A 17,875-nucleotide genomic window follows, 5' to 3' on the forward strand; every position below is an offset into this window, starting at 1 on the left:
TATAAGAAAGCCTGAAGTGAGATATCCATCAGAGTGAAATAATTAGGAAAATATTTATATCACCATGATAAATATGTGATTTATTTGGAAGTAACAAACCATCAACATTTTCTGCCCTTTTTCCCATCACCAGGCCATACTGATATTTTTCCTCGCACAAAGGACTCGGCATGAAACTCGTCGGTAGCTACACCAGCCCGTTTGTACGCAAACTTTCTATTCTGTTGTTAGAAAAGGGCATAACTTTCGAATTTATTAATGAACTGCCCTATAACGCGGACAACGGCGTGGCGCAATTTAACCCGTTAGGAAAAGTGCCGGTGCTGGTGACCGAAGAGGGCGAATGCTGGTTTGATTCGCCGATCATCGCTGAATATATTGAATTAATGAATGTCGCTCCGGCGATGTTGCCGCGCGATCCGCTGGAGTCGTTGCGGGTGCGCAAAATTGAGGCACTGGCGGATGGCATTATGGATGCCGGGCTGGTATCGGTGCGTGAACAGGCGCGTCCAGCGGCGCAGCAGTCTGAAGATGAATTGTTACGCCAGCGGGAGAAAATCAACCGCAGTCTGGATGTGCTGGAAGGATATCTGGTCGATGGCACACTCAAAACCGATACGGTCAATCTGGCGACTATCGCCATTGCCTGTGCCGTCGGATATCTCAATTTCCGCCGCGTTGCGCCAGGTTGGTGTGTCGACCGCCCACACTTAGTCAAACTGGTCGAAAACCTGTTTAGCCGCGAAAGTTTTGCTCGCACCGAACCGCCAAAGGCTTGATGCGCGATATGTCCTCCTGACCCATCTCACGTTACAATCCGTGGTTATGTTAAACGCCCTTCTCCGTGTGAGAGGGCCTTGATCAGCCAGGTTTCCTATGACAACCGAAACGCGTTCCCTCTATAGTCAACTTCCGGCTATTGATCGCTTATTGCGCGATAGCTCCTTCCTTTCTTTGCGTGATACTTATGGTCACACCCGCGTGGTGGAATTGTTGCGTCAGATGCTCGACGAAGCGCGAGAAGTGATTCGTGGCAGCCAGACGCTGCCTGCGTGGTGTGAAAACTGGGCGCAAGAAGTCGATGCCCGGTTGACGAAAGAAGCGCAGAGCGCGCTGCGTCCGGTGATCAACCTGACGGGAACCGTGCTGCATACCAACCTTGGGCGAGCTTTACAGGCGGAAGCCGCGGTGGAAGCCGTTGCGCAGGCTATGCGTTCGCCAGTGACCCTCGAGTATGATCTGGACGACGCCGGACGCGGACATCGCGATCGGGCGCTGGCGCAGCTGCTGTGCCGTATTACGGGGGCGGAAGATGCCTGTATCGTCAATAACAATGCGGCGGCGGTGTTATTGATGTTGGCGGCCACTGCCAGCGGAAAAGAGGTGGTGGTATCTCGCGGCGAACTGGTGGAGATTGGCGGCGCGTTTCGTATTCCCGATGTTATGCGTCAGGCAGGCTGCACCCTACACGAAGTAGGGACCACCAACCGCACGCACGCGAATGATTATCGTCAGGCGGTGAATGAAAATACCGCACTGTTGATGAAAGTACATACCAGTAACTACAGCATTCAGGGGTTCACCAAAGCGATAGATGAAGCGGAACTGGTGGCGCTCGGCAAAGAGCTGGATGTTCCCGTAGTGACTGATTTAGGCAGTGGCTCGCTGGTCGATCTTAGCCAGTACGGTTTGCCGAAAGAGCCAATGCCGCAGGAGTTGATTGCGGCGGGCGTCAGTCTGGTGAGTTTCTCCGGCGACAAGTTGTTAGGCGGGCCGCAGGCAGGAATTATTGTTGGTAAAAAAGAGATGATCGCCCGCCTGCAAAGCCACCCGCTGAAGCGTGCATTACGCGCGGATAAAATGACCCTCGCGGCGCTGGAAGCCACGTTGCGTCTTTATTTACACCCTGAAGCTCTGAGTGAAAAATTACCGACCCTGCGCCTGCTTACCCGCAGCGCAGAGGTCATTCAAATCCAGGCACAACGTTTACAGGCCCCCCTTGCCGCACATTACGGCGCGGAGTTTGCGGTACAGGTTATGCCATGTCTTTCGCAGATTGGCAGTGGTTCGCTGCCGGTTGATCGCCTGCCGAGCGCGGCATTAACGTTTACACCCCATGATGGACGCGGTAGCCACCTTGAGTCATTAGCCGCCCGCTGGCGTGAATTGCCAGTGCCGGTGATTGGTCGTATTTATGACGGACGATTGTGGCTGGATTTACGCTGCCTTGAAGATGAGCAACGGTTTTTGGAGATGTTGTTGAAATGATTATTGCGACTGCCGGACACGTTGACCACGGCAAAACAACCTTATTGCAGGCGATTACTGGCGTAAATGCTGACCGTCTGCCGGAAGAAAAAAAGCGCGGCATGACCATCGATCTCGGCTATGCCTACTGGCCGCAGCCGGATGGTCGCGTGCCTGGTTTTATCGACGTTCCCGGTCATGAAAAGTTTCTTTCCAACATGCTGGCGGGCGTTGGTGGTATCGATCACGCGCTGTTGGTGGTGGCGTGCGATGACGGCGTGATGGCACAGACCCGTGAGCATCTGGCGATTTTGCAGCTGACCGGTAACCCGATGCTGACAGTGGCGCTGACCAAAGCCGATCGCGTGGACGAAGCGCGTGTTGATGAGGTTGAACGCCAGGTAAAGGAGGTTCTGCGGGAATACGGTTTTGCTGAGGCAAAACTGTTTATCACCGCAGCAACCGAAGGTCGGGGAATGGATGCCCTGCGCGAGCATCTGCTTCAGTTGCCGGAACGCGAGCACGCCAGCCAACATAGTTTCCGCCTCGCGATTGACCGCGCATTTACCGTAAAAGGTGCCGGGCTGGTCGTCACCGGTACGGCGTTAAGCGGGGAAGTGAAGGTAGGCGATTCACTCTGGCTGACTGGTGTAAATAAACCGATGCGTGTACGTGCGCTGCATGCGCAAAACCAGCCAACAGAAACCGCCAATGCCGGGCAGCGTATCGCGCTTAACATCGCGGGTGATGCGGAAAAAGAGCAGATTAACCGTGGCGACTGGCTGCTTGCCGATGTGCCGCCAGAGCCGTTCACACGGGTGATTGTCGAGCTTCAAACCCATACACCGCTGACCCAGTGGCAGCCGCTGCATATTCACCACGCCGCCAGCCACGTCACGGGACGCGTTTCACTGCTGGAAGATAACCTTGCTGAACTGGTCTTCGACACCCCGTTATGGCTGGCAGATAACGACCGCCTGGTATTGCGCGATATCTCTGCCCGCAACACGCTGGCCGGAGCGCGCGTCGTGATGCTTAACCCGCCGCGTCGCGGTAAACGTAAGCCGGAATATCTGCAATGGCTGGCGTCTCTTGCACGGGCGCAGAGCGATGCCGATGCGTTATCTGTTCATCTGGAACGCGGCGCGGTTAACCTTGCGGATTTCGCCTGGGCGCGCCAGCTCAACGGCGAAGGGATGCGCGAATTGCTGCAACAGCCTGGTTATATTCAGGCTGGTTATAGCTTGTTGAATGCGCCGGTTGCCGCCCGCTGGCAGCGGAAAATTCTCGACACATTAGCGACTTATCATGAGCAACATCGCGATGAACCTGGCCCTGGGCGCGAACGTCTGCGACGTATGGCGTTGCCAATGGAAGATGAAGCGCTGGTACTGTTGCTGATTGAAAAGATGCGCGAAAGCGGCGACATCCACAGCCATCACGGCTGGCTGCATCTGCCAGATCACAAAGCGGGCTTCAGCGAAGAGCAGCAGGCCATCTGGCAAAAAGCAGAGCCACTGTTTGGTGACGAACCGTGGTGGGTGCGTGACCTGGCAAAAGAGACGGGAACCGACGAGCAGGCAATGCGCCTGACTCTACGCCAGGCGGCGCAGCAAGGAATAATTACCGCGATCGTTAAAGATCGTTATTACCGTAACGATCGGATTGTCGAGTTTGCCAATATGATCCGCGATCTCGATCAGGAGTGTGGTTCAACCTGCGCGGCGGATTTCCGCGATCGCTTAGGCGTAGGCCGAAAGCTGGCAATTCAGATTCTGGAATATTTTGACCGCATTGGCTTTACGCGTCGTCGTGGAAATGATCATTTATTGCGCGACGCATTATTATTTCCGGAAAAATAAGGAAATGATTAATTAAGTTTTAAAATAAATTAATACAAAATTCTTATGAATTTAAAAAAAGCACATTGTTTAATGAATACAATGTGCTTTTTATTAGATTAATTTTGATAATCAATAATACTGATCATATTTTCGAATGAAAATCCTCAGTAAGCTGCCCGCCCTTTTTTACACTTTCAGGAGTGTGTTATGACAGCTTCAACGTTCTTTATTCCTTCTGTGAATGTCATCGGCGCTGATTCATTGACTGATGCAATGAATATGATGGCAGATTATGGATTTACCCGTACCTTAATTGTCACTGACAATATGTTAACGAAATTAGGTATGGCGGGCGATGTGCAAAAAGCACTGGAAGAACGCAATATTTTTAGCGTTATTTATGATGGCACCCAACCTAACCCCACCACGGAAAACGTCGCCGCAGGTTTGAAATTACTTAAAGAGAATAATTGCGATAGCGTGATCTCCTTAGGCGGTGGTTCTCCACACGACTGCGCAAAAGGTATTGCGCTGGTGGCAGCCAATGGCGGCGATATTCGCGATTACGAAGGCGTTGACCGCTCTGCAAAACCGCAGCTGCCGATGATCGCCATCAATACCACGGCGGGTACGGCCTCTGAAATGACCCGTTTCTGCATCATCACTGACGAAGCGCGTCATATCAAAATGGCGATTGTTGATAAACATGTCACTCCGCTGCTTTCTGTCAATGACTCCTCTCTGATGATTGGTATGCCGAAGTCACTGACCGCCGCAACGGGTATGGATGCCTTAACGCACGCTATCGAAGCATATGTTTCTATTGCCGCCACGCCGATCACTGACGCTTGTGCACTGAAAGCCGTGACCATGATTGCCGAAAACCTGCCGTTAGCCGTTGAAGATGGCAGTAATGCGAAAGCGCGTGAAGCAATGGCTTATGCCCAGTTCCTCGCCGGTATGGCGTTCAATAATGCTTCTCTGGGTTATGTTCATGCGATGGCGCACCAGCTGGGCGGTTTCTACAACCTGCCACACGGTGTATGTAACGCCGTTTTGCTGCCGCACGTTCAGGTATTCAACAGCAAAGTCGCCGCTGCACGTCTGCGTGACTGTGCCGCTGCAATGGGCGTGAACGTGACAGGTAAAAACGACGCGGAAGGTGCTGAAGCCTGCATTAACGCCATCCGTGAACTGGCGAAGAAAGTGGATATCCCGGCAGGCCTACGCGACCTGAACGTGAAAGAAGAAGATTTCGCGGTATTGGCGACTAATGCCCTGAAAGATGCCTGTGGCTTTACTAACCCGATCCAGGCAACTCACGAAGAAATTGTGGCGATTTATCGCGCAGCGATGTAATCATCATTTCCACAACGGCTGGCAAATTGTTAGCCGCTTTTTCAACTATCTCTGTAACCCTTGCCCGTAAATTCGTGATAGCTGTCGTAAAGCTGTTACCGACTGGCGAAGATTTCGCCAGTCACGTCTACCCTTGTTATACCTCACACCGCAAGGAGACGATCATGACCAATAATCCCCCTTCAGCACAGATTAAGCCCGGCGAGTATGGTTTCCCCCTCAAGTTAAAAGCCCGCTATGACAACTTTATTGGCGGCGAATGGGTAGCCCCTGCCGACGGCGAGTATTACCAGAATCTGACGCCGGTGACCGGGCAGCTGCTGTGCGAAGTGGCGTCTTCGGGCAAACGAGACATCGATCTGGCGCTGGATGCTGCGCACAAAGTGAAAGATAAATGGGCGCACACCTCGGTGCAGGATCGTGCGGCGATTCTGTTTAAGATTGCCGATCGAATGGAACAAAACCTCGAGCTGTTAGCGACAGCTGAAACCTGGGATAACGGCAAACCCATTCGCGAAACCAGTGCTGCGGATGTACCGCTGGCGATTGACCATTTCCGCTATTTCGCCTCGTGTATTCGGGCGCAGGAAGGTGGGATCAGTGAAGTTGATAGCGAAACCGTGGCCTATCATTTCCATGAACCGTTAGGCGTGGTGGGGCAGATTATCCCGTGGAACTTCCCGCTGCTGATGGCGAGCTGGAAAATGGCTCCCGCGCTGGCGGCGGGCAACTGTGTGGTGCTGAAACCCGCACGTCTTACCCCGCTTTCTGTACTGCTGCTAATGGAAATTGTCGGTGATTTACTGCCGCCGGGCGTGGTGAACGTGGTCAATGGCGCAGGTGGGGTAATTGGCGAATATCTGGCGACCTCGAAACGCATCGCCAAAGTGGCGTTTACCGGCTCAACGGAAGTGGGCCAACAAATTATGCAATACGCAACGCAAAACATTATTCCGGTGACGCTGGAGTTGGGCGGTAAGTCGCCAAATATCTTCTTTGCTGATGTGATGGATGAAGAAGATGCCTTTTTCGATAAAGCGCTGGAAGGCTTTGCACTGTTTGCCTTTAACCAGGGCGAAGTTTGCACCTGTCCGAGTCGTGCTTTAGTGCAGGAATCTATCTACGAACGCTTTATGGAACGCGCCATCCGCCGTGTCGAAAGCATTCGTAGCGGTAACCCGCTCGACAGCGTGACGCAAATGGGCGCGCAGGTTTCTCACGGGCAACTGGAAACCATCCTCAACTACATTGATATCGGTAAAAAAGAGGGCGCTGACGTGCTCACAGGCGGGCGGCGCAAGCTGCTGGAAGGTGAACTGAAAGACGGCTACTACCTCGAACCGACGATTCTGTTTGGTCAGAACAATATGCGGGTGTTCCAGGAGGAGATTTTTGGCCCGGTGCTGGCGGTGACCACCTTCAAAACGATGGAAGAAGCGCTGGAGCTGGCGAACGATACGCAATATGGCCTGGGCGCGGGCGTCTGGAGCCGCAACGGTAATCTGGCCTATAAGATGGGGCGCGGCATACAGGCTGGGCGCGTGTGGACCAACTGTTATCACGCTTACCCGGCACATGCGGCGTTTGGTGGCTACAAACAATCAGGTATCGGTCGCGAAACCCACAAGATGATGCTGGAGCATTACCAGCAAACCAAGTGCCTGCTGGTGAGCTACTCGGATAAACCGTTGGGGCTGTTCTGATATAAGAAGCTGGTCGCATTGGGTATTCATTGCCTGATGCGACGCTTACGCGTCTTATCATGCCTACGGGAACCTGACCGTAGGCCGGATAAGGCGTACACGCCGCATCCGGCATAAACAAAGCGCACGTTGTTACAATTTACGTTTTAAACCTACGTGCGCAATAACCCAGACTACGCCAACAGAAGTACGTTTCTGGGGCGTGTTTTGTCAGGAGTTTAATCTCGCGTTTCGATGGTGAGCGGGCGAACCAGGCCGTAAATCACCATTGGTGATCCGAGGCCAATCAGCAATAAACGGTAGATAATTGAAGGTTTAATACGCTTAATCTGTACTGTGGATGTTTTACTGGAGTTATTCATTAGTTTGGCCAATAGTTCCACTATTTCAATATGATAAACCTCGTCCTGTTGAAAAACCAGACAGCACATTTAAGAAAGTATATAAAAAACAATATGTCGTTATATAAATAAGGAAATTGCACTGCATCATGGCATTTCATAATATGCGTTAATTGTTCTTTTTTATATTCTTTGAGGGAAATATGTTCCTGGACTATTTTGCACTGGGAGTGCTTATTTTTGTATTTCTGGTGATCTTCTATGGGATCATTATTTTACATGATATTCCCTACCTGATTGCCAAAAAACGTAATCATCCTCATGCCGACGCCATTCATGTTGCTGGTTGGGTGAGTCTTTTTACGTTACATGTTATCTGGCCGTTTTTGTGGATTTGGGCCACGCTTTACCGCCCGGAGCGGGGATGGGGAATGCAAAGCCATGATTCATCCGTTATGCAACTGCAACAGCGCATTGCCGGGCTGGAGAAACAGCTCGCCGACATCAAATCCTCTTCTGCCGAGTAATACTTATGGATTTACTGATTATTTTGACCTATGTGGCTTTTGCATGGGCAATGTTTAAGATCTTCAAAATTCCCGTAAATAAATGGACCATTCCCACAGCGGCCCTGGGTGGAATATTTATTGTCAGCGGTCTAATTCTGTTAATGAACTATAACCATCCGTATACCTTTAAAGCGCAAAAAGCGGTTATTTCTATTCCTGTTGTCCCACAGGTGACTGGTGTGGTGATTGAAGTGACGGATAAGAAAAATACGCTGATTAAAAAAGGTGAGGTGCTATTTCGACTGGACCCGACGCGTTATCAGGCGCGGGTGGATCGGCTGATGGCGGATATCGTTACCGCAGAACATAAACAGCGGGCGTTGGGCGCAGAGTTAGATGAGATGGCGGCGAATACTCAGCAGGCAAAGGCCACGCGGGATAAATTCGCTAAAGAGTATCAGCGTTACGCACGTGGCAGCCAGGCGAAAGTAAACCCGTTTTCAGAACGCGATATCGATGTGGCGCGGCAAAATTATCTGGCGCAGGAAGCCTCCGTGAAGTCATCGGCGGCGGAACAAAAACAGATCCAGAGCCAGCTGGATAGCCTGGTGTTGGGTGAACATTCTCAAATCGCCAGCCTGAAAGCACAGCTCGCGGAAGCAAAATATAACCTTGAGCAGACGATAGTGCGTGCGCCGAGCGATGGTTATGTGACCCAGGTACTGATTCGTCCGGGTACCTATGCCGCGTCGCTGCCGCTACGTCCGGTGATGGTGTTTATACCCGATCAGAAACGACAAATCGTGGCGCAGTTCCGTCAGAACTCCTTGCTGCGACTGGCTCCTGGCGACGATGCGGAAGTGGTGTTTAATGCTCTGCCAGGTAAGGTATTCAGCGGTAAGCTGGCAGCCATTAGTCCAGCCGTTCCCGGCGGAGCTTATCAGTCGACCGGCACCTTACAGACGTTAAACACAGCGCCGGGTTCAGATGGCGTTATCGCGACCATTGAACTGGATGAGCACACTGATTTGAGCGCTTTACCAGACGGTATTTACGCCCAGGTGGCGGTTTACTCTGATCATTTCAGCCATGTCTCGGTGATGCGCAAAGTGCTATTACGCATGACCAGCTGGGTGCATTACCTTTATCTCGATCATTAATCTTCGCTTTCCGCCGCTTGTTCAGGCCGCAGTTGCTGCGACTGAGCAAGCTGGTGGCGAATTTCACGCAGCATTTCATCCAGCACATACTGGACCCGCCAGGGCTGGTATTCCCGTTTACGGAAGATAGCCACCAGATCCAGCCACCATTCATAGGGTTGCTGAAAGCAGGGCACCAGCGTGCCGTCTTGCAGGTCGCTCTGCACACTTTTGTCTGGCGCAAACACAATCCCCAGGTGATTTCGTGCCAGCTCCAGCGCAGATTGCGTGTTGTCGCAAACGTAATTTCCCTTCACGCGATAATCCCGCACCTCTTTACTCCCGGCGACGTTGAAGCGCCAGATATTCGCGTCGTCGATCATCATCGAGTCGATCAAAATACAGGAGTGATGTTCGAGTTCGTCAGGACGGCTAATGGGATGTTTCTCAAGATAGCGCTGGCTGGCATAAGCGGTTACGGCATATTGGGTAATAAAACTGGCAACCAGCGATTCATCTTTTGGTGGAGCGTAGCTGATTAAAACATCACAATCATCAGGAAATTCGACGCCTTCATAAAAGGCATTACGCTCAAGATTGCAGGTTTTTAGCGATAAGGTGATATCACCGATATCTTTAATTTTATCGATTACATGTTTGGATAAATAGGTAATTATGCCGGTTGGGGCGTAGATGGTGACCCGACCACGTTTCTCATGCTTATAATCTGCAATAAAATTATTAAGTTGCTCGTTTCTGTCCAGCATGTCGTTGATGTACGGTAACAGCGCGGTGCCAAAAGGTGTGAGCATCAGCTGCCGGGTGGTTCGGTCAAAGACTTTTAAACCCACTTTTGATTCAAAATCAGCAAGATATTTGCTGACGTTGGCCTGTGCGATGCCAAGTACAGTCGCGGCATGGCTGATATTTTCACTGGCAGCGATTACCGAGATAATTTTTAACTCCCGGTACTTAAGTTGTAATTTTGTCATCGCAACAGCCCAATTATATATAATTTTATATATTACTATATAAATATGAATCTTGCACCGGAGAAATTGTAAGCATTATTATGCCGACTCTTTTTTATCTTATTTTAAAATGGAATACCGGACATGTTAATTAATCGCAATATTGTGGCGTTATTTGCGTTGCCTTTTATGGCAAGCGCAACTGCTTCTGAATTATCCATTGGTGCTGGTGCGGCTTATAATGAATCGCCTTATCGCGGTTATAATGAAAATACGAAGGCAATTCCGCTGATTAGTTATGAAGGTGATACTTTTTATGTTCGTCAGACCACGTTAGGTTTTATTCTGTCGCAAAGTGAAAAAAATGAACTTAGCCTGACCGCATCCTGGATGCCGCTGGAATTTGACCCTACCGATAATGACGATTATGCCATGCAACAGCTTGATAAGCGTGATAGTACGGCTATGGCGGGGGTTGCCTGGTATCACCACGAGCGTTGGGGAACCGTGAAAGCCTCTGCAGCTGCGGACGTTCTGGATAACAGCAACGGCTGGGTGGGGGAGCTATCGGTATTCCACAAAATGCAGATAGGTCGTCTGTCGCTGACACCTGCGCTGGGCGTTCTCTATTATGACGAGAATTTCAGTGACTATTACTATGGCATTTCAGAGAGTGAGTCCCGTCGTAGCGGTCTGGCAAGTTATTCCGCGCAGGATGCCTGGGTGCCCTATGTCAGCCTGACGGCAAAATACCCGATAGGAGAGCACGTCGTATTGATGGCGAGCGCAGGATACAGCGAGCTGCCGGAAGAGATTACCGACAGCCCGATGATTGATCGTAATGAGAGTTTTACCTTTGTCACCGGGGTGAGCTGGCGTTTTTAATTCACCGGTGGATGTCGGTGCGGCTGGTGCTCCGTCGTAATGCCACAAAGGTTGTTGCTCTGGATTGCTCTGTTCATACCGGGAACCTGGCGTCTGAATCAGGATCTTATGGCTGAACAATCCCTTGCCTTCAAATGTCGTAAATGGCGCATCGGCGGGCAGCAACAGGTTATGCAGTGACTCGACGTTGTCGGCCTGCTCCATGCAATACGGTTTAATGACGTTGGCTATTTCCGGCAGATTTTTCAGAAACATACTGGTTTAACGCCAGCAGCGTGGAAGCGGCGTTACAGCAAGGAACATATCAATTCGTAGTGCCGGGGCGATGAAGCCCCGGCGTGAGGGATTACTGCCCGTAATAGGCATTGGCCCCATGCTTACGCAGGTAGTGCTTATCCAGCAGTTCGTTTTGCATCGCAGGGAGCTGCGGCGCAAGCTGGCGCGAGAATAGACCCATATAGGCGCATTCTTCGAGTACTACGGCGTTATGCACGGCATCGGCGGCGTTTTTACCCCATGCGAACGGGCCGTGAGAATGCACCAGCACCGCCGGGATTTGTGCCGGACTCCTGCCACGTTCTTCGAAGGTTTCAATGATCACTTCGCCGGTCTGATATTCATATTCGCCGTTAATCTCCTCTGCGGTCATCTGTCGCGTGCAGGGGATGGCACCGTAAAAATAATCGGCGTGGGTGGTGCCCCAGGCGGGGAGATCCAGCCCGGCCTGTGACCAGATGGTGGCGTGGCGCGAGTGGGTATGCACAATACCGCCAATTTCGGCATAGCGACGGTAGAGCGCCAGATGCGTTGGTGTATCGGAAGAGGGTTTTTTGCTGCCTTCCACCACCTTACCGCTGGCTATCTCAACCACCACCATATCGTCGGCGGTCATCACGTCGTACTCGACGCCGGAAGGTTTGATTACCATCCATTGCCGCGTTTCGTCTACCGCGCTGACATTGCCCCAGGTGAACGTCACCAGATGGTGAGCGGGAAGCGCCAGATTCGCCGCCAGCACGTCGGCTTTCAGTTGCTCTAACATATAAATCCAGCCTCCTGCATACGCGCTTCAATCCAACGCCGCGCCTGAATAATCTCCAGCACCGGCTCTTTGGCTTTTTCGGTCCACATCTCAATCAGGAAAGAACCGCGATAGTTCAGTTTATGCAGCGTTTTGAAGATGCCAACGAAATCGACGCAGCCTTCGCCAAACGGCACGTCGCGGAACTGTCCGGGACTTTGCCCGGTGACTGGCTGGGTGTCTTTCAGGTGGATCGCGGCGATACGGTCAATGCCCAGTTTCAGTTCGGCGGGAACATCATTGCCCCAGGCGCTGAGGTTGCCGACGTCCGGGTAGACGGTGAACCACGGTGAGGCGAGCATCTCGTCCCATTTTTTCCATTTGCTGATGGAGTTCATAAACGCGGTATCCATAATCTCCACCGCCAGCATTACTTGTGATGCCGCCGCCTGTTCGACTGCCCACGCCAGCCCTTCAGCAAAACGTTGCCGGGTGCCTTCGTCGTGGTCTTCGTAATAGACGTCATAACCTGCCAGCTGGATGGTGCGAATGCCGAGATCGCGCGCCAGGCGAATCGCTTTACTCATGATTTCCCGCGCCCGTTCGCGCACTGCCTCGTCACGGCTACCAAAGGGAAAGCGACGATGTGCGGACAGGCACATCGACGGGATCCCAACACCTGTTTCGATCATCGCGGCAACCAGCGAAGTCCTTTGTGCGGCGCTCCAGTCAAGACGTGAGAGCCGTTCGTCGGTTTCATCCACCGACATTTCGACAAAATCAAAACCGCAGCTTTTTGCCAGCACCAGCCGCTCCGGCCAGGAGAGATCTTTCGCCAGCGCTTTTTCATAAATCCCTAACTGATGATTACGCACGCGCACCTCCCCAGATAGCGTCGATTTGCGCATGGAAATCGCCAGCCACTTGCGCCGGATTTGCCGCGCCTGCCAGTGCCCGCCCGGCAATAAACGCTTTCACGCGGATATCTTTAAACAGCGGCAGGTCAGCAGGGGTAATCCCGCCAGTAATGGAAAGCTCAAGGCCGATATCTGAAAGCGCCTTCATGCGTGCCAGATCGGCTTCGCCCCACTGTTGCCCGCTGGCCTGTGCATCACGACCGCGATGATAAATGGCCTGCCGCACGCCAATACGATGCCAGTCGCGGGCGTCGTCCAGCGTCCAGTTACCGAACAGCTCTATCTGAATTTCACCCCCGCAGCGTTGTGCCATTGCGTGGCCTTTTTCTACCGTCGCGAGCGGCGCGGCGCAGATGATGGTCATCCAGTTAGCGCCTGCGCCAAACGCCTGTTGCGCGAGCGTTTCACCAGCGTCGGCGACCTTCCAGTCAGCAACGATGATTTTGTCCGGGCACTGTTCGCGCAAGGCTTTCACCGCGCCAAGCCCTTCGTTTAAACAGAGAATGGTGCCCGCTTCGACGATATCGACGCTGTCTTTTAACAGCGTCACGTCGCGCTGCGCGGCTTCAAGTGATGAGTGGTCGAGGGCCAGTTGCAGAAGTGGTCGGCTCATAATGTGTGCTCCTTAATGCGGGCGTGAAAGCCCTGAAGTGCGGCAATGAGATGCTGATAACGTTGATATTTTTTTTGGTAAAGCTGATGGGCGGTCATATCTGGCAGCAGGGTGCGCACCGGGTGTCGCAAGTCACGTTGGGCTTCGCTGAAGTTGTGATAAACCCCGGTGCCGACGCGGGCGGCAAGGGCCGCACCAAAGCAGCCGGTTTCTTCCACCTGCGGCAGCTCGATACGCAGACCGCTGACGTCCGCCAGCATTTGCATCCAGACATCGGAGTGCGCCGGGCCGCCAGTGACGCGTAGGGTGTGAACATCAGTAAAACGTTCGCGCATTCGGTTGAGGTGGGTCATATGGCTGAACACCACCCCTTCATAGATGGCCTGCAACAGGTGCGCGCGGGTGTGAATGGCCTGCATCCCGTAGAAACCACTGGTCATCTCGAGTCCGGCGTTGCTGCCGTACAGGAACGGCAGGAAAAAGAGATCGCCCCCAGCCTTCGGCAAGCTGGCAACGGCCTGATTGATCTCATCAAACGAGATTTCTCCCCACTGTGCGGTAAACCATTCGAGGTTGCCGGAAGAGGTAGGGCTGGCTTCGTGAACGATAAATTCACCATCGTTAACGTAGCGACCATAGACATACGGATGCGCTTCACCGTCACGTAAACCGCGGGTTATGCCGCTGGTCACCGCCCAGGTCCCCATCACCGCATTGAGGGTAAATTCGTCTTCGATCCCGGCGCAGAGTGCGGTGGAAACCACATCAAACAGGCCGCCAACAACGGGCGTACCCGCTTTCAGACCGGTCAGGGCGGCTGTCTGAGCGGTGATCTCCCCGCAGATTTCGGCAGATCCGACAACAGGCGGCAGGGCGTGATTGATTTCAGCGATCCCCAGCCAGTCGGTGAGGCACGGGTCATATTCCCCAAGACTCATGTTGTAGAGGTTGGACTCGGAAATATTGCTCTCTTCACAGCCTTTGACGCCAGTTAAACACCAGCGCAGGTAGTCGTGCGTCATCATCACGCAGCCAATTTGCGCGTAGCGTTCTGGTTCGTGCTCTTTCAGCCAGCGTAACAGCGACACCGGATGCCCGGTCCACAAGGTTTGTCGGGTCAGCGGGTAGAGTTTTTCCGGGATGCCATCTTCCTGCCAGCGACGAACGATTTCCATCGCCCGGCGGTCCGAGGACAAAATAGCATTCCCGAGCGGTTTGTCGTTTTTATCCAGCAAAAACAAGCCCTTTCCCTGTGCGGAGATGCCGATACCGACAATTTGTTCCCCGCTAACACCAGAATGAGTAAGCAGGGCGCGAATGACAGCCATGCAGCATTGCCACAGTTCTGCCATATCGCGCTCTGCCCAGCCTGGCTGCGGGCTTAATGCGCACAGCGGCAGGCGCTGCACGCCTGCCTCCCGGCCTTCGCGGTCATACAGCCCGGCTTTCAGCCAGCTACCGCCACAATCTAACCCCAGCCAGTATTGCGTCATGGTTTATTGCACCTCATCCACGGCTTTCAGCAGATCAGCTCCCTGCGGCACATCTTTAACAAACATGTCGCGAACCTGATTCCCCAGTGCGTCGCTAAAGGCTTTGCGGTCGAGATCGGTGATGACTTCCACGCCCGCTTCTTTCATGCCGTCGATGATTTTTTGCTGATCTTCAGCAACCAGTTTGCGCTGATAGTTACCCGCTTCTTGTGCAGATGAAACTAGCGCCTGCTGGAACTCCGGACTTAAGCCATCAAACTTCGCTTTGTTGATCACCACCAGAAGCGGGGAATAGGCGTGGTGCGTCAGAGAAAGGAACTTCTGCACTTCGAAAAATTTTGCTGACCAGACGACGTTGATCGGGTGTTCCTGAGCGTCGATAGTGCGGGTTTCCAGCCCGGTATAGACTTCGGCAAACGGCATCGGGATCGGGTTAGCGCCAAAGACTTTGAATGCGGCGATATTCATCGGGCTATTGTTGGTGCGGATTTTCAGCCCTTTCAGGTCGGCGGGGGTTTTAACCGGTGCGCGCGAGTTGGTGACATCGCGCCAGCCGTTTTCCCAGTAGGCCAGTACTTTCAGTCCTTTACCTTCAAGTGAGGCTTTCAGATCATCACCGACTTTGCCGTCGAGCGTTTTATGCGCGTGAGCGGTATCGCGGAACAGGAAAGGGACATCAAGCAAGTTCATCACTGGTGATAACCCGGCAAAGTTATTCGAGCCGGACATTTCCATATCGATGGTGCCGCCACGTACGCCGCTGATCATCGCCTGCGCGTTACCGAGAGTGCTGTCCGGGAACAGTTTTAATTTCAGCTCGCCTTTGGTTCTCTCCTGCAATAAATCATTGAATTTTTTCGCCGCAATATGTTGCGAGTCGGTTTGTGATGTTTCATAACCGAAACGTAAAGATTGTGCCGCCAGAGAAGATGTGCTGAATGCAGCCAGGCCAGCAATGAATAATGCGTAGGTTACAGAGCGTAATTTCATAATATTTTCCTTTTAATTAATCCATTTCAAAGGGAGGATGATGAGATCGGGAATAAAAACAAATACGACTAATAATGAATATAAAACCAGGACGTAAGGGAAAACGCCTCTGACTGCATCATCGAATTTGAGTTTTGCCACCCCTGAAATAACGTTAAGTACATTACCGATAGGCGGTGTAATTAAGCCGATTGAGCAGTTAATGATAAACATGACACCGAAATAAATCGGATCGATTCCTGCCTCTTTAACTAAAGGCATTAATACCGGGGTAAGAATTAATACCGTCGGCGTTAAATCCATGACCATGCCGACAATCAGGATAGCCACCATAATGACGATAAACAGCAGACGCGGTGAATCGACCAACGGTTGCAGTAAATCAGAAACCATCATCGGCAGTTCAGCAATGGTAATCAGCCAGGCGGAAACTTGTGCCGAGGCCACCAGAAACATAACCACTGAGGTGGTTTTCGCCGCGCCAATGAGTACATGCCAAAGTGTGGCGAAGGTCATTTCACGGTAAATAACTGTGGCGACAAACAGCGCATAGAAAGCAGCAACGGCCCCGGCTTCGGTAGGGGTAAACAGGCCGGAGCGAAACCCGCCAATAATGATGACTGGAAGAAACAGCGCCCAGATACCGGAGACAAAAGAGTGCCAGATTTCCTGCATCGTTGCTTTTTGCTGGCGGGGTAAATTAAGGCGACTGGCCTGCCACCACCAGGTAAGCATCAGCGTTGCGCCCATCATCATGCCAGGGGCAATGCCCGCCATAAACAGCTTACTGATGGATAATCCGCTGGAAACGCCGAAGATAATAAACGGAATGGAAGGGGGAATAATTGGCGCGATAATGCCGCCAGAGGCAATCAGCCCCGCCGCCCGGTTGACCGGATAGTTGGCGCTGCGCATCATCGGCACCAGTAGAGCGGCAACGGCGGCGGTATCCGCAACGGCAGAACCAGAAAGGCTCGCCATAATCATAGCTGCCAGCACGCCGACGTAGCCCAGCCCGCCTGGTTTATGCCCCACCAGTTTCATCGGCAGGTCAACAATGCGTTTTGACAAGCCGCCCGCATTCATGATTTCACCCGCCAGCACAAAGAACGGAATCGCCAGCAGGGAGAAGCTATCGGCTCCGTTCACCAGCGTTTGTGCCATGATCTGGACATCAAACATGTCCAGCCAGAACATTAACGCCGCCCCGCACAACAACAGTGCCCAGGCAATAGGCAAACCGATAGCAATACCACCCAACAGACAGCCCAGAAAAATCAGCACAGCCATGATTAAGCTCCTTGCGGTGGCGACGTTAGAGAATTGCTACGCGTGATGAGTTGATATAAATGACGCAGTTCAAAGAATGCGATAACGAGGCTGGTGGGCAGACAAGCGGCATACATCAGGCCGATGGGTAAACCGAGGATCGGTGAATAATCGCTCCAGTCCTGAATTGTTTTTAGCGTTGCGCCCCAGGCCAGTGCGCCACAAATAAATAAGATTAAGGAATGGGTAACCAGAGCGACTCGTCGCTGCCATGCGGGGGAGAGTTTCTCCACCAGAAAGGTGACCTGAACGTGGGCGTTATCCATAAAAGCTACAATCGCGCCAATAAACGTTAACCAGACAAATAAATAACGTGACAATTCATCAACAGATAAAATGCTTGTCTGAAAACCATATCTTAAAATAATGTTTATAAATACAATACAGGAAAGTACGGCGAGATTAATCGCCAGTATTGCTTCGAGTATTTTTTTCATAGCTATTCCTTGAGGCTATGTCTGTCATAATTCAAGTCGCATGTGCAGCAACCTGAATTATTAATATAGTTAGAGCA

17 protein-coding genes and 2 pseudogenes are annotated in these 17,875 nt (G+C 52.2%); 9 read left to right on the forward strand and 10 right to left on the reverse strand.

The window, feature by feature from the left end:
* Nucleotides 1-170: 170 nt before the first annotated feature.
* From KXD89_RS00575 to aldB, 5 genes are all read left to right on the forward strand, one after another.
* Nucleotides 171-779 (forward strand): glutathione S-transferase, encoded by a 609-nt coding sequence (locus KXD89_RS00575; protein WP_000779792.1) that lies wholly within the window; start codon nt 171-173, stop codon nt 777-779.
* 97 nt (nt 780-876) lie between these two features.
* The gene (selA, locus tag KXD89_RS00580) at nt 877-2,268 is read left to right on the forward strand and encodes an L-seryl-tRNA(Sec) selenium transferase (protein ID WP_000206275.1); all 1,392 of its coding nucleotides are present in this window, start codon (nt 877-879) and stop codon (nt 2,266-2,268) included.
* Nucleotides 2,265-4,109, forward strand: a complete 1,845-nt coding sequence (selB, locus tag KXD89_RS00585; protein WP_000582468.1) for a selenocysteine-specific translation elongation factor — start codon at nt 2,265-2,267, stop codon at nt 4,107-4,109. Before selA ends, selB begins: the two co-directional genes overlap by 4 nt.
* Before the next feature lie 189 nt (nt 4,110-4,298).
* Nucleotides 4,299-5,450: an L-threonine dehydrogenase gene (gene yiaY / locus KXD89_RS00590; protein WP_063090514.1), complete on the forward strand. Its 1,152-nt coding sequence runs from the start codon at nt 4,299-4,301 to the stop codon at nt 5,448-5,450.
* A 164-nt stretch (nt 5,451-5,614) separates the two neighbouring features.
* Nucleotides 5,615-7,153, forward strand: a complete 1,539-nt coding sequence (gene aldB / locus KXD89_RS00595) for an aldehyde dehydrogenase AldB (protein ID WP_000183980.1) — start codon at nt 5,615-5,617, stop codon at nt 7,151-7,153.
* A gap of 218 nt (nt 7,154-7,371) precedes the next feature.
* Here the strand turns inward: aldB and KXD89_RS00600 are convergent, their stop codons facing one another.
* Nucleotides 7,372-7,515 (reverse strand): hypothetical protein, encoded by a 144-nt coding sequence (locus KXD89_RS00600; RefSeq protein WP_001066080.1) that lies wholly within the window; start codon nt 7,513-7,515, stop codon nt 7,372-7,374.
* A 182-nt stretch (nt 7,516-7,697) separates the two neighbouring features.
* Between KXD89_RS00600 and KXD89_RS00605 the strand changes: the two genes are divergently transcribed.
* Both KXD89_RS00605 and KXD89_RS00610 read left to right on the forward strand, forming a co-directional pair.
* Nucleotides 7,698-8,021: a DUF3302 domain-containing protein gene (locus KXD89_RS00605; RefSeq protein ID WP_000478195.1), complete on the forward strand. Its 324-nt coding sequence runs from the start codon at nt 7,698-7,700 to the stop codon at nt 8,019-8,021.
* Between the two features lie 5 nt (nt 8,022-8,026).
* On the forward strand, nt 8,027-9,163 hold the full coding sequence (locus KXD89_RS00610) for an HlyD family secretion protein (protein WP_000364884.1): 1,137 nt from the start codon (nt 8,027-8,029) through the stop codon (nt 9,161-9,163).
* On the opposite strand, the gene KXD89_RS00615 is transcribed toward KXD89_RS00610, so the two are convergent.
* A complete protein-coding gene (locus KXD89_RS00615) occupies nt 9,160-10,134 on the reverse strand; it encodes a LysR family transcriptional regulator (protein WP_000164036.1) in 975 nt (324 codons plus the stop codon). The two genes, KXD89_RS00610 and KXD89_RS00615, sit on opposite strands and share 4 nt — an antisense overlap.
* 123 nt (nt 10,135-10,257) lie before the next feature.
* Here KXD89_RS00615 and KXD89_RS00620 point away from each other — a divergent pair, with 123 nt between their 5' ends.
* Nucleotides 10,258-10,998, forward strand: coding sequence for a MipA/OmpV family protein (locus KXD89_RS00620; protein WP_000906819.1), 741 nt, complete (start codon nt 10,258-10,260; stop codon nt 10,996-10,998).
* A 21-nt stretch (nt 10,999-11,019) separates the two neighbouring features.
* Here the strand turns inward: KXD89_RS00620 and KXD89_RS00625 are convergent.
* Nucleotides 11,020-11,208, reverse strand: a pseudogene (locus KXD89_RS00625) (hypothetical protein); the annotation flags it as partial.
* A 3-nt stretch (nt 11,209-11,211) separates the two neighbouring features.
* On the opposite strand from KXD89_RS00625, the pseudogene KXD89_RS00630 reads away from it, so the two are divergent.
* Nucleotides 11,212-11,313: pseudogene (locus tag KXD89_RS00630) on the forward strand (AraC family transcriptional regulator); the annotation flags it as partial.
* 31 nt (nt 11,314-11,344) lie between these two features.
* Here the strand turns inward: KXD89_RS00630 and araD are convergent.
* Genes araD through yiaM form a run of 7 tightly spaced genes read right to left on the reverse strand, consistent with a single transcriptional unit; the run spans nt 11,345 to nt 17,798 of the window.
* Nucleotides 11,345-12,040 carry an L-ribulose-5-phosphate 4-epimerase gene (araD, locus tag KXD89_RS00635; RefSeq protein ID WP_000893142.1) on the reverse strand — a complete coding sequence of 232 codons (696 nt, stop codon included), beginning with the start codon at nt 12,038-12,040 and terminating at the stop codon, nt 11,345-11,347.
* Nucleotides 12,034-12,894 carry an L-ribulose-5-phosphate 3-epimerase gene (locus tag KXD89_RS00640; protein ID WP_001350555.1) on the reverse strand — a complete coding sequence of 287 codons (861 nt, stop codon included), beginning with the start codon at nt 12,892-12,894 and terminating at the stop codon, nt 12,034-12,036. The genes araD and KXD89_RS00640 overlap by 7 nt, the downstream gene beginning before the upstream one ends.
* On the reverse strand, nt 12,887-13,549 hold the full coding sequence (gene ulaD, locus KXD89_RS00645; RefSeq protein WP_000089481.1) for a 3-keto-L-gulonate-6-phosphate decarboxylase UlaD: 663 nt from the start codon (nt 13,547-13,549) through the stop codon (nt 12,887-12,889). Before ulaD ends, KXD89_RS00640 begins: the two co-directional genes overlap by 8 nt.
* A complete protein-coding gene (lyxK, locus tag KXD89_RS00650; protein WP_000196054.1) occupies nt 13,546-15,042 on the reverse strand; it encodes an L-xylulokinase in 1,497 nt (498 codons plus the stop codon). The genes ulaD and lyxK overlap by 4 nt, the downstream gene beginning before the upstream one ends.
* 3 nt (nt 15,043-15,045) lie before the next feature.
* The gene (gene yiaO, locus KXD89_RS00655; RefSeq protein WP_000776887.1) at nt 15,046-16,032 is read right to left on the reverse strand and encodes a 2,3-diketo-L-gulonate TRAP transporter substrate-binding protein YiaO; all 987 of its coding nucleotides are present in this window, start codon (nt 16,030-16,032) and stop codon (nt 15,046-15,048) included.
* A gap of 12 nt (nt 16,033-16,044) precedes the next feature.
* A complete protein-coding gene (gene yiaN, locus KXD89_RS00660) occupies nt 16,045-17,322 on the reverse strand; it encodes a 2,3-diketo-L-gulonate TRAP transporter large permease YiaN (protein WP_000279599.1) in 1,278 nt (425 codons plus the stop codon).
* Between the two features lie 2 nt (nt 17,323-17,324).
* Nucleotides 17,325-17,798 carry a 2,3-diketo-L-gulonate TRAP transporter small permease YiaM gene (gene yiaM, locus KXD89_RS00665; protein ID WP_000721664.1) on the reverse strand — a complete coding sequence of 158 codons (474 nt, stop codon included), beginning with the start codon at nt 17,796-17,798 and terminating at the stop codon, nt 17,325-17,327.
* Nucleotides 17,799-17,875 lie beyond the last annotated feature (77 nt).

This window comes from Escherichia sp. TC-EC600-tetX4 (assembly GCF_019356055.1).
Taxonomy (GTDB): domain Bacteria; phylum Pseudomonadota; class Gammaproteobacteria; order Enterobacterales; family Enterobacteriaceae.